At 44.1% G+C, this 12,537-nt stretch carries 11 protein-coding genes and 1 other RNA gene; all 12 read left to right on the top strand.

Annotated elements, in window-relative coordinates; translation table 11 throughout:
- Positions 1 to 5 precede the first annotated feature (5 nt).
- The 12 genes from ubiE to rnpB all read left to right on the top strand — a co-directional run bounded on the left by ubiE (position 6) and on the right by rnpB (position 12,527).
- Entirely contained in the window at positions 6 to 749 is a 744-nt protein-coding gene (gene ubiE / locus AOC33_RS01240; RefSeq protein ID WP_089514791.1) for a bifunctional demethylmenaquinone methyltransferase/2-methoxy-6-polyprenyl-1,4-benzoquinol methylase UbiE, read from the top strand.
- A 28-nt stretch (positions 750 to 777) separates the two neighbouring features.
- Positions 778 to 1,692, top strand: coding sequence for a Tim44 domain-containing protein (locus tag AOC33_RS01235; protein ID WP_089514790.1), 915 nt, complete (start codon positions 778 to 780; stop codon positions 1,690 to 1,692).
- On the top strand, positions 1,670 to 2,272 hold the full coding sequence (locus AOC33_RS01230; RefSeq protein WP_089514789.1) for a ubiquinone biosynthesis accessory factor UbiJ: 603 nt from the start codon (positions 1,670 to 1,672) through the stop codon (positions 2,270 to 2,272). The genes AOC33_RS01235 and AOC33_RS01230 overlap by 23 nt, the downstream gene beginning before the upstream one ends.
- Complete coding sequence (gene ubiB / locus AOC33_RS01225; RefSeq protein WP_089514788.1) at positions 2,269 to 3,846, top strand: ubiquinone biosynthesis regulatory protein kinase UbiB; 1,578 nt, start codon at positions 2,269 to 2,271, stop codon at positions 3,844 to 3,846. The genes AOC33_RS01230 and ubiB overlap by 4 nt, the downstream gene beginning before the upstream one ends.
- A 20-nt stretch (positions 3,847 to 3,866) precedes the next feature.
- Entirely contained in the window at positions 3,867 to 4,502 is a 636-nt protein-coding gene (locus AOC33_RS01220) for a DUF502 domain-containing protein (RefSeq protein ID WP_089514787.1), read from the top strand.
- Between the two features lie 8 nt (positions 4,503 to 4,510).
- A complete protein-coding gene (gene aspS / locus AOC33_RS01215; RefSeq protein WP_089514786.1) occupies positions 4,511 to 6,310 on the top strand; it encodes an aspartate--tRNA ligase in 1,800 nt (599 codons plus the stop codon).
- Positions 6,307 to 6,747 (top strand): dihydroneopterin triphosphate diphosphatase, encoded by a 441-nt coding sequence (gene nudB, locus AOC33_RS01210; protein WP_089514785.1) that lies wholly within the window; start codon positions 6,307 to 6,309, stop codon positions 6,745 to 6,747. Before aspS ends, nudB begins: the two co-directional genes overlap by 4 nt.
- A 9-nt stretch (positions 6,748 to 6,756) precedes the next feature.
- Positions 6,757 to 7,971: a phospholipase D-like domain-containing protein gene (locus tag AOC33_RS01205; protein ID WP_089514784.1), complete on the top strand. Its 1,215-nt coding sequence runs from the start codon at positions 6,757 to 6,759 to the stop codon at positions 7,969 to 7,971.
- Between the two features lie 31 nt (positions 7,972 to 8,002).
- Positions 8,003 to 9,817 (top strand): ABCB family ABC transporter ATP-binding protein/permease, encoded by a 1,815-nt coding sequence (locus AOC33_RS01200; RefSeq protein WP_089514783.1) that lies wholly within the window; start codon positions 8,003 to 8,005, stop codon positions 9,815 to 9,817.
- 1 nt (position 9,818) lies between these two features.
- The gene (locus tag AOC33_RS01195; RefSeq protein WP_089514782.1) at positions 9,819 to 11,153 is read left to right on the top strand and encodes a glycerate kinase type-2 family protein; all 1,335 of its coding nucleotides are present in this window, start codon (positions 9,819 to 9,821) and stop codon (positions 11,151 to 11,153) included.
- 3 nt (positions 11,154 to 11,156) lie between these two features.
- On the top strand, positions 11,157 to 12,209 hold the full coding sequence (gene pyrC, locus AOC33_RS01190) for a dihydroorotase (RefSeq protein WP_089514781.1): 1,053 nt from the start codon (positions 11,157 to 11,159) through the stop codon (positions 12,207 to 12,209).
- A gap of 11 nt (positions 12,210 to 12,220) precedes the next feature.
- An RNA gene (rnpB, locus tag AOC33_RS01185) (RNase P RNA component class A) lies at positions 12,221 to 12,527 on the top strand.
- Positions 12,528 to 12,537: the final 10 nt, after the last annotated feature.

Here is a 12,537-nt window from a genome sequence, read left to right as displayed (position 1 = left end):
TAATCATGGCACAAACACACTTTGGTTATAAAACCGTGGATGAAACTGAAAAGGCAAGCAAGGTTGCTGAGGTGTTTCATTCTGTAGCAAATAAGTACGACATCATGAATGATTTGATGTCTGGTGGCATGCATCGTTTATGGAAGCATTTCACCATCAGTAAAGCAGCGGTGAGACCTGGTCAAAAAGTTTTGGATATTGCTGGTGGTACGGGTGATCTGTCCTTGAGTTTTGCCAAATCAGTCGGTCTTGAGCGTGAAACAGGTGGTCAGGTTTGGTTAACCGATATCAATGCCTCAATGCTGGGTTTTGGTCGTAATCGTTTAATTGATAAAGGCTACTATTTGCCATGCGTTCAGGTGGATGCTGAGCAAATACCATTTCCAAATAATTATTTTGATTTGACCACGGTTGCATTTGGTCTTCGAAATATGACTCACAAAGAAGTTGCACTGAAGGAAATGTTAAGAGTGATCAAGCCAGGTGGCAAAGCCATGGTTTTGGAGTTTTCTAAACCAGTAGATGCCCTTAAGCCAATTTATGACGCTTATTCATTCAAGATACTTCCATGGCTTGGTGAGAAGGTTGCTGGTGACTCAGAGAGTTACCGCTATCTTGCAGAATCAATTCGGATGCACCCAGATCAAGAAACTTTAAAGACCATGATGGAAAGTGTGGGATTTGACAAGGTTGAATACCACTCCCTCACTGGTGGTATTGTTGCGTTGCATATTGGTTATAAATACTGATACTTATCGAATTTTTGAGAGGTTAAAGATGTTGAAGAAAAGTTTTGTTTATTTAGTTCTTTCTTCCTTTGTGTTGATGGGCGCATCATTTGATGCCGAAGCCAAGCGCATGGGCGGTTCAAAAAGCATGGGTAAACAGTCTCAAGGTGTTACTCAAAAGCAGCAGGCAGCTCCTGCTCAGCCGGCTCAAGCTCCGGCAGCAGCTCCTGCGACTGCAGCTAAGCCAGCTGCTGCTCCGGTTGCTGCGCAACCGAAAAAAGGTTTTGGTATGGGCGGCATTCTAGGTGGCTTGGCTGCTGGTTTGGGCCTTGGTTGGTTGTTGTCACATTTTGGTATGGGTGAGGCAGCAGCATCATTTTTGATGGGCTTTTTAATGGTGGCAGCAGTTGCAATGATCGGTCTTTGGTTGTACAGACGTTTTGCTAACAATGGCCAAGCAACTTACAAAGCCAGTCCTGCTGGTGGAGCATCATGGGACAACCAACAGCGCTTTGATCGTCAGGAGCCAGTCAATATGGGCTCATCATCACCGGTTGCTGAGGCACCTGTTCAAGAAGTTGCAGAGATTGCAATCAAAGACTTTGATCAAGAATCTTTCTTACTTAATGCAAAAAAACATTTCGTGCATTTACAAGAAGCTTGGGATCGTGGCGACTTAGAGAAATTGAGAGAATTTGCAACACCAGAAATGTTTGCAGAACTCAATCAAGATCTTCAAGCTCGAGCAACTGAGCAGAATCGCACCGAAGTGTTAACGATTGAAGCTGATTTATTGGGCATTGAGTCATTGCAGGATGTTTATTTGGCCAGCGTTCGTTTCTCAGGAATGATTCGTGAGCAAGCGGATGGCCCAGCTGAGTCCTTCGTTGAGGTTTGGAATTTGACCAAGCCTGTTAATGGTCAAGGTGGTTGGGTATTAGCTGGTATTCAACAGTTGGTCTGATCTGAAAACGATCGTACATGCTTTAAATTATTTACTGGCCCAAGAAACTTGGGCCAGTGATCTTTTACAAAAGCAAAAAAATAAAACAATCAAATTAGTTTTACCGGTGGTTGAAATGTCCTTGGTCGTGACCGATCAGGGACTTTTTGCTTTGGCGGAACAGTCGCCAAGTGAGCCAAATGTCACATTAACCATTGGTCCAGATGTTTTTAATGCTTATATTGCAGGTGGTAAAGATGCCGCTGTTAAGCACGTGAAAGTTTCAGGAGATGTTGATCTGGCGCAGGCTGTATCAACCTTGGCAGGCCAGCTGCGCTGGGAGGCTGAGGAAGACTTATCCAAGCTGGTCGGTGATCCTATGGCGCATAGAATCATGCAAGCAGCCCAGCAAAGTAAGCAATTTGGGCAAAATGTATTTCAGGATGTGGGTACTAGCGTTTTAGAATATCTTATTCATGAAAAACCAACGCTTGTTAAAAGAGAAGAATTAGTGCGCCATAAAGATGAAATAAGACGTTTGCGCGACGATGTTGAACGCATTGAAAAGCGTGTTGAGCGATTACTCGAGAGGACCTTGTGAAACAATTTTTTAGATTGTTCAAGATCCTTTACACGATTTGGCGTTTTGGTCTTTTAAGAATAGTCAGAGACAGCCTGAGACCTGGTTTGATCAAGGTGATCTTGACAGGTATTTCTTGGACAACCCCAACAGGTTATACCCGTGGAGAAAGTCTGCGATTAGCTTTAGAAGCTCTAGGCCCTATATTTGTTAAGTTTGGTCAAGTCCTATCAACTCGCAGAGATCTCTTGCCTTTAGATGTGGCTGATGAGTTGGCCAAGTTGCAAGATCAAGTGCCACCATTTTCCCAAGCTAAATCAATTGAGCTGATTGAACTATCTTTAGGTAAAAAATTATCAGAGGTCTTTCTGTCCTTTGATGAAAAGCCTGTGGCCAGTGCTTCAGTGGCGCAAGTCCACTTTGCTGTATTGAAGGGAACGGAAAAGTATCCTGAGTGGCAGGGTAAAGAGGTGGCCATCAAAGTTTTACGCCCTGGAATATTGCCGATCATTGAAAGTGATTTGGCTCTCTTGAGGGTGTTGGCGTCTTTGGTTGAGAAGCTGTGGCGAGACGGTAAGCGTTTAAAGCCACGAGAGAACGTTGATGAATTTGATACTTATTTGCACGATGAATTAGATTTAACCCGCGAAGCATCAAATGCAAGTCAGCTGCGCAGAAATTTTGAAGGTTCTAAAAAGCTGATCATCCCTGAAATGTACTGGGATTTATGTGGCATCAATGTGATGGTGATGGAGAGAATGCATGGCATTCCAATTTCACGCTTAGATGATTTACGTGCAGCCGGGATTGATTTTAAAAAATTAGCCTCGGATGGCGTTGAGATATTTTTTACCCAAGTGTTCCACGATGGATTTTTCCATGCGGACATGCACCCAGGTAATATTTTTGTGAGTGTTGCCCCTGAAACTTTTGGCCGTTATATCGCTTTAGATTTTGGCATTGTTGGAGCTCTCTCAGAAACAGATAAAAATTACTTGGCGCACAATTTTTTAGCGTTCTTTAATCGTAATTACAGACGTGTTGCTGAATTGCACATCGAGTCTGGTTGGGTTCCGGCCGATACCCGAGTAGAAGAATTGGAAGGCGCAGTGCGAGCTGTTTGCGAGCCTTATTTTGATCGTCCTTTAAAAGAAATTTCATTGGGCATTGTGCTGATGAGGCTTTTCCAAGCATCTCGACGTTTTAACGTTGAAATTCAACCGCAATTGACCTTGTTACAAAAAACACTGCTGAATGTGGAAGGTTTAGGCCGTCAATTGGATCCTGATATGGATTTATGGAAAACGGCAAAACCAGTTTTAGAGCGATGGGTTGATCAGCAAATCGGTATCAGAGGCTTTATTGAGCGCTTGAAATCAGAGGCTCCGCAGTGGGCTAAGTTAGTGCCCACTATCCCAAGATTGCTTGTTCAATGGTTAGAGGCTAATCAAAAGCAAGGAAATACTTCAGATCACGAGCTGATGTTGAAGTTAGTTCTGGAACAGCAAAAGACAAAAAAGCTAATTTGGGGAAGTATTCTTTTCATGGGCGGTCTTTTGGGTGGAACCTTATTTACGCTCAGTTGGCTAAGCTAAGCCCTATAATTTAAGGCTCCATGAAAAAATATTTTATTGCCGGCATCTTAGTTTGGACTCCATTGGCCGTCACCATTTGGGTGATGACTTGGGGCTTGTCTGTTTTAGATGGCGTATTTGGTTCAGTGATTTCGGCATTGATGGCCGTGTTACCTGTCGACTTAACGCCAGCTTTGAAATCATTCAGAAACTTACCGGGCGTAGGTATTTTGATTGTGATTGCCGTGATTTTGCTGACTGGTGTCGTGGCTGCTAATTTCGCTGGTCAATGGTGGATCCGTTTATGGGATCAAATCATTGCCCGCATTCCAATCGTTAAATCAATCTATTCAAGCGTTAAACAAGTTTCTGGCACACTTTTTTCAAGCAAAGGTAATGCCTTTAGAAAAGCAGTTTTAATCCCTTATCCTAGAAATGGATCTTGGACGATTGCATTTGTCACAGGTAATCCAGCAGAAGAAGTCGCGGGCAAATTAAGCGGTGAACACGTTAACGTGTTCTTGCCAACAACCCCTAACCCAACATCTGGTTTTTTTATGATTGTTCCTCGTGCGGACATCATCGAGTTGGATATGGGCGTTGAAGAAGCCTTGAAGCACATTGTTTCAATGGGCTCAGTAGCCCCTCTCAATCATTCAGTCACATCAGTAAAGTAGGAAGTTTTATGTCAATGCGCAGTCATCAATGTGGCCAAGTCACAGAATCATTAATCGGACAAGAAGTCACCTTAGCGGGTTGGGTGAATCGTCGACGCGATCATGGCGGTGTTATTTTTATCGACTTAAGAGATAGAGATGGCTTCGTTCAGGTTGTTTGTGATCCTGATCGCCAAGAGATGTTCTCGATTGCTGAGCAAGTGCGCAATGAATATTGTGTGCAAATCAAAGGCTTGGTGCGTGCACGTCCGGCTGGAACTGAAAACAACGACTTGGTGAGCGGCAAAGTTGAATTGCTCTGCCATGAATTGAATATCTTGAATGCATCTGTAACGCCACCGTTCCAGTTGGAAGATGACAATCTATCTGAGACAACTCGTTTGACTCATCGTGTCTTGGATTTGCGTCGTCCACAAATGCAAAAGAATTTGCGCCTTCGTTATAACGTTGCGATTGAAACAAGAAAGTATTTAGACCAAGCGGGCTTCATTGATATTGAAACTCCGATGTTGACCAAGAGCACCCCTGAGGGAGCTAGAGATTACTTGGTGCCATCCAGGGTTCATGATGGTCAGTTCTTTGCATTGCCGCAGTCACCACAATTATTTAAGCAGTTATTGATGGTGGCAGGCTTTGACCGCTACTATCAAATCACCAAGTGTTTCAGAGATGAAGACTTGAGAGCCGATCGTCAACCTGAATTTACTCAGATCGACTGTGAGACAGCATTCTTAGATGAATACGAAATACGCGATCTATTTGAAAACATGATTCGTCATATTTTCAAAACAGTGATGAATGTTGAGTTGGCTAATCCATTCCCAGTCATGCCTTACTCAGAAACCATGACTCGTTTCGGATCAGACAAACCTGATTTGCGAGTGAAGCTTGAGTTCACCGAGTTGACTGATGTGATGAAGGATGTTGATTTCAAGGTTTTCTCAGGCCCTGCTAATCAAGAAAATGGTCGCGTGGTTGGTTTGAGAGTCCCGGGTGGCTCAGTGATCAGTCGCAGTGATATTGATGATTACACTCAGTTTGTATCAATTTATGGCGCTAAAGGCTTGGCTTGGATCAAGGTCAATGAAATCGCTAAGGGCCGCGATGGCTTGCAATCTCCAATCGTTAAAAATCTTCATGATGCAGCGATTGCTGAAATCCTTAAGAGAACTGAAGCAAAAGATGGCGACATCATTTTCTTCGGTGCTGATAAAGCCAAAGTGGTCAATGATGCAATCGGCGCATTGCGCTTAAAGATTGGTCATTCTGCTTGGGCCAAAGAAAACGGTTTGATGGAACAAACTTGGCAGCCAATGTGGGTGGTTGATTTCCCAATGTTTGATTATGACGACGATGCTGCACGCTGGGTTGCTTGTCACCATCCATTCACAAGTCCTAAAGACGAACATCTCAACTACCTACAAACAGATCCTGGTAAGTGTTTGGCAAAAGCCTACGATATGGTTCTGAATGGTTGGGAAATCGGTGGTGGTTCAGTTCGTATTCACAAAGAATCTGTGCAAAGCCAAGTATTCCGTGCATTGAACATCGGTCCTGAAGAAGCTCAAGCAAAGTTTGGCTTCTTGTTGGATGCGCTTCAATATGGCGCACCTCCACATGGCGGTATTGCTTTTGGTTTAGATCGAATTGTCACAATGATGACGGGTGCTGAATCAATTCGTGATGTGATTGCTTTCCCTAAAACACAAAGAGCCCAATGTTTGTTAACTCAAGCTCCAAGCCCTGTTGATGAGAAGCAATTGCGCGAACTTCATATTCGTTTGCGCAACACAGAAATGCCTGCATGAAAATCCCAATCTCGGTACTAGTCGTTATTTATACGGCTAGCAACGAGGTTTTGTTGCTAGAAAGAAAAGACCATCCCGGCTATTGGCAGTCTGTGACAGGAAGTCTGGATGATCTTGATGAGCCTTTGATAGAGGCGGCAGCCCGAGAGCTCTTCGAAGAGACGGGCATCGATGTATCTGTTCTACCCCCCAACTCTTTGCAATCCATGAATCAGCAGATTCAGTATGAAATTTATCCTCAATGGCGACATCGTTATGCCGAAGGTGTCACTGTGAACACTGAGCACTGGTTCAAGGTTCTTTTGCCCAATCGCGTGCCGGTTACCTTGGCTCCTAGGGAGCATACCGCCTACCAATGGCAGTCAATTGAATTGGCTGGCCCACTTTGTTTTTCTCCAAGCAACAAACAAGCAATACTGAAGCTTAATTCTGATTAGAATTAAGTCATGTCGCTTCTAAGAAAAGATCGTTGGCAGAGTATTGAAAACCTTGATTTGCTTGAGGGTGGTCATGATTATTTCAAGGTCCTTGAGGCCACTCTTTTGGGTGCTAAAAAATCAATTTATCTTGAGACTTATATCTTCTCAGGTGATGAGCAGGCAAAAAGAATTGCTGAACTATTGTGCCAAGCAGCCAGCAAAGGTTTAGATGTCAAAGTCATTCTTGATTGGCTAGGCTCAAACAACTTCTCTTTCGAACAAGAGTTTTTAAAGTCGGGCGTTCAACTGGTTCATTACAACCCATCATGGTTTGGTCGTTTTGGTTTCTCTAGAACGCATAGAAAATTAGTTGTGATCGATGAAGCTCAAGCCTTTGTTGGTGGTATCAATATTTGTGCTGACAATCTCTCCTCGGATGGAGAAATCTTAAGGGGCATCAGATGGGATTTGGCTTTGCATGCAACGGGAGCCATTGTTGAAAAAGTACATGCAACTTTTTTACGTCAATGGCAAAGAATGCAACCCAAGGCACTGCACCCTCGAAATATCCTAAAAAGAATTTTGGATCAGGAGTTGCCTTGGGGCACAAATCATTTTTTGGGGATCAGGCATGGTCATAAACCCAGTGTCGCCTTCATTGCCAGAGATAACCTCCATCACCGCCGTGATATCGAGAGGGCTTATTTAAAAGCCATCGGGCAGTCAAGAGAAGAGATTTGGTTAGCCACTCCTTACTTCATGCCAGGCAGGCGATTCAGAAAAGCTTTGATCAGAGCTGCGCAGCGCGGAGTGTCGGTTAACTTATTGCTGGGGCGTGATGAATTCAAAGTATTGAATTGGTCTGTGCCAAGTCTTTATGGGCAGTTGTTGGCTGCCAATATTGCTATTTATGAATATCCCTCTGGTTTATTGCATGCCAAAGCCATGGTGGTTGATCGACGTTGGGCAACCTTGGGATCATCAAATTGTGATCATCTGTCATTCTTTTTGAATCATGAAGCCAATCTTATCGTGAGAAATCATTCGGTGATCAAAGAGATCAGATGGAAAATTGAAGATCAGGCTATGGGGCAAGGAGTCAAGGTTGATTCTGACTTGTACGCACAAAGACCATTGCTGGCAAAATTGTTCAATTGGGTTTCTTATGTTTTTGTAAGACTTTTATTGATTTTTTTGTCTGTAGGAACTCGAGATCAAGCTGTGCCTAATTTGGGCGATTAATGATAAAAATGAAAAGTAAGCCATGAGACATATGCAGTCCCAAGATGTTCAAGTTAAGCCAAGTCATGAAAAAAGTAATGATTGGAAGGTGATTGCTAATTTATTGCCTTATCTCTGGACATTTAAAGGGCGAGTGATTTTGGCTTTATCTTGCTTGATTGCGGCCAAGGTTGCGAATCTTGGTGTGCCAATTTTACTCAAGACCTTGGTTGATTTAATGAGTGTGCCACCAGGATTGCAAACTTTGATTGTTGTTCCCGTGGCACTCATCATTGCCTATGGCTTATTGAGGTTATCAGCCTCATTGTTTACGGAGTTAAGAGAGCTCATCTTTTCAAGGGTGACTGAGAGTGCAGTTCGAACTGTTGCACTTCAAGTATTTGAGCACTTGCATGCCCTGTCTTTGCGTTTTCATTTATCAAGACAGACTGGCGGAATGACCAGAGACATTGAAAGAGGTACAAGAGGTATTCAGTCATTGATCTCATATTCCTTGTACAGCATTCTCCCAACCATCGTGGAGCTGGGTTTGGTACTTGGTTATTTTGTTTGGGCCTATAACTACTTATTTGCTTTGATCACTTTGATCGCATTGGTTTTGTATGTGATTTTTACGATTGTTGTGACGGAGTGGCGCACGAAGTATCGTAAGAAAATGAATGAGCTTGATTCAAAGGCTCATCAAAGAGCGGTTGATGCACTGATCAATTTTGAAACAGTTAAATACTTTGGTAACGAAGAGTATGAAACAAAGCGCTACGATGAAAATCTTCGTTGCTTCAGAGAGGCTGCCATTCAGTCTCAGCGCTCTTTGGCTATTTTGAATCTTGGGCAACAAACCATCATTGCCACAGGTCTGATTTTAATTTTGTGGCAGGCCACCATCGGTGTATCGAATGGATCAATGACCTTGGGTGATTTGGTGTTGGTGAATGTGTTGATGATTCAGTTGTACATACCGCTTAACTTTTTGGGTGTGATTTACCGGGAAATCAAGCAAGCTTTGATTGACATGGATCGGATGTTCAAGTTGCTTGGCACTGATCGAGAAATCGCTGATCAAGACGGTGCTCCTGATCTTGTTATAAAAAATCAAGCATTGGGTCCGCACATTCAATTTCGTGATGTGTCATTCTCATATGAGCGCAATCGTCAGATCTTAAAAGGAATTGATTTTGAGGTCTTGCCTGGCAAAACCACTGCTGTGGTCGGTCATAGTGGCGCAGGAAAAAGCACCTTGGCGCGATTGTTATTTCGTTTTTATGATGTGACCAAGGGTTCAATCGAATTTGATCAGCAAAATATCCAAGCGGTGACTCAAAAAAGTGTGAGAGCTTGTATTGGTATTGTTCCCCAGGACACGGTTCTTTTTAATGACACGATTGCCTACAACATTGCTTATGGTCGTCCTGGCGCTTCGCAAGATGAAATAGAAACGACTGCCAAGGCAGCGCAAATCCATGACTTCATCACATCACTACCGGATGGCTATCACTCAGCAGTGGGTGAACGAGGTTTGAAATTATCTGGTGGCGAAAAGCAACGGGTAGCGATTGCCAGGACTCTTTTGAAAAATCCATCCTTCCTGATTTTTGATGAGGCAACTTCTGCCTTGGACTCTGAAACGGAGAGAGCTATTCAGAAAGAATTGATGGCTTTGGCCCAAAACCGTTCGACCTTGATCATCGCCCATCGCTTATCCACCATTATTTATGCCGATCAAATTTTAGTGATGGATGATGGCTGCATCATTGAAAGAGGGACTCATGATGAGCTCTTATCTTTGGGAGGTCGTTATAGTGACATGTGGCAAGCCCAACAATCTCAAACCAAGCTAATATCCTAGTATGGCCATTAAAAATACGCCCCAATTTTTGCGAGCTGCATTTGATGCGGCTTTAAAAACTGCTGACCCTCAAGTGATGCTGCCCGATGGTTTACGCAAGGTTTTCAGCGCACCTTTAAAAGGACGCTGCTTGGTGGTGGGGGCCGGTAAGGCAGCCGCTTCTATGGCTGTTGCTCTTGAGCAATATGCCCAAGAGCATTGGCCTGAGGCAAAGCTTGAAGGCATGGTCATCACTCGTTACGGACATGGCTTGCCAACCAAGCTCATTCAGGTGATTGAAGCTGGTCATCCAGTGCCTGATGAGGCAGGTCTGAATGGCGCCAAAGAAACTCTGCGTTTAATCAGAACCTTACAGCCTGGCGATCAATTGATTGCCCTGATCTCAGGTGGCGGATCAAGTCTTTTGACCTTGCCTGCTGCAGACTTAAGCATCCAGGATTTACAGATCACCACTCAGGCTCTATTGATGTCAGGCGCACCCATTGGCCAAATGAACATTGTGCGCAAGCACTTGTCTGCTATTTTGGGTGGTCATATGGCCAGAGAAGCAGCAAGTCGAGGTGCCAAAGTCGATGCCTTTTTGATTTCTGATGTGACTGGAGATCATCCATCAAGTATTGCCAGTGGACCTTGCGCACCTGATGAATCCACATTTGCAGATGCACTTCAAATTCTTAAAGATTATGATTTGTTGCAAGGGCAGATTCCAAAAGTGGTGACTGATTATTTGCAGAATGGTCTGTCAGGTAAAAATCCTGAGACACCAAAATCAGGCGATTCAATTTTTAAACAAATCAATAATCATCTCTTGGCCACCGCTCATTCTTGTTTAGAGGCAGCGGCCAGCTATTGTGAATCCCAGGGTGTGAAAGCAGTGATTTTGGGAGATACCGTGATGGGAGAAGCCAAAGATGTTGCTTTGATGCAAGCAGCCCTGGCACGAGAAATTTTTCTTCATGACCAACCATTTAAAAAACCAGTGGCTCTTCTTTCGGGTGGAGAATGCACTGTGACAATTCCTCGTGATGTCAAAGGTCGTGGCGGTCGCTGCAGTGAGTTTTTATTATCTCTGTATGTGGCTTGTGAGGATCTTCCTACGCTTTCGGCATTGGCGGCTGATACTGACGGCATTGATGGCAGTGAAGATAATGCGGGTGCTTGGTTTGCATCAGAGTCAAGAAAACTCATGAATAATGATCATCAGTTGGCCAAAGATGGGTTGGCTAAACATGACAGTTATGGTTTTTTTAAAGATTTAAATACTTTGGTTCACACGGGTCCTACTTTGACCAATGTGAATGATTTTAGAATTTTGCTAATAGATAGTGAGTCTTGATACATGAGTTCAGTCAACACAATTGAAATTACTCGTCCTGATGATTGGCATTTGCATATCAGGGATGGCGAGGTCTTGGCTGATTTGCTGAAGCACACAGCAAGTCAATTTGAGCGCGCCATCATCATGCCAAATTTAAAGCCGCCTGTGACCACTGCAGAAATGGCAGCAGCTTATAAAAAACGTATCTTGGCGGCTTTACCGGTTGGTAGTTCATTTACTCCATTGATGGTTTTGTATTTGACCGATAACACTTCCGCAGATGAAGTAAAAAAGGCTCATCAAGAGGGCGTGGTTGGTTTCAAGCTTTATCCCGCTGGTGCCACCACCAACAGTGATGCTGGTGTGACTGATATTAAAAAATGCACCAAGGCTCTGGAAGCGATGGAAGCTTGCGGTATGCCTTTATTGCTCCATGGAGAAGTAACACATGCTGATGTTGATGTGTTTGATCGTGAAGCAGTGTTCATCGACCAAGTACTAGAGCCTTTAAGACAGCGCCACCCTGGTTTAAAAATTATCTTTGAGCACATCACTACGAAGCAAGCAGCGCAATATGTTGAATCTGCAGACGCTCAGCGTTTCGGTGCAATCGCAGCAACCATCACCCCACAGCATTTACTTTACAACCGCAATGCTATTTTTAGTGGCGGGATACGCCCGCATTACTACTGCTTACCAATTTTGAAAAGAGAAGAGCATCGCCAAGAATTGGTTCGTGTTGCCACTTCAGGTAATCCAAGATTTTTCTTAGGCACTGACAGTGCGCCCCATGTAAAAGGTACAAAAGAAAATGCCTGTGGATGTGCCGGTTGTTATACGGCTTGGCATGCCATGCCTTTGTATGCAGAAGTTTTTGATCAAGCCAACGCTCTTGATCGCTTAGAAGCATTTGCCAGTCACTTTGGTCCAGACTTTTATAACTTGCCTAGAAACACAGGTAAGTTGATTTTGAAACGTCAAGCGCAACAAATACCGAATGAGTTCCCGATTGGCACTAGCACCGTTGTTCCTCTTCGAGCTGGTGAAAGTCTTGCTTGGACAATAGTCGGTTAGACTAGCGGGGCAGAGTCGGTAAGGCAACCGCTGCCTTGGTAACAAGGGGGAGGAAAGTCCGGACTCCATAGGACAGGGTGATGGCTAACAGCCATCCACGGTGACGTGAGGAATAGGGCCACAGAGACGAGCGTATTTAGTTACGGTGAAACGCGGTAACCTCCACTCGGAGCAATCCCAAATAGGCAAGCGTTGAGGCGGTCCGCTGAGCTTGCGGGTAGGGAGCTTGATTTCACTGGTAACGGTGAAACTAGATGAATGGTTGCCCCTGCATGAAAATGCGGGCGACAGAATCCGGCTTAATAGCCGGCTCTGCACTTTTTAATTG

The sequence above is a fragment of the Polynucleobacter cosmopolitanus genome, assembly GCF_002224225.1.
In the GTDB taxonomy this organism is placed as follows: Bacteria; Pseudomonadota; Gammaproteobacteria; order Burkholderiales; family Burkholderiaceae; genus Polynucleobacter; species Polynucleobacter cosmopolitanus.
Note: the sequence above shows the minus strand (reverse complement) of the source record. Positions and strands in the feature narration are given on the sequence as shown.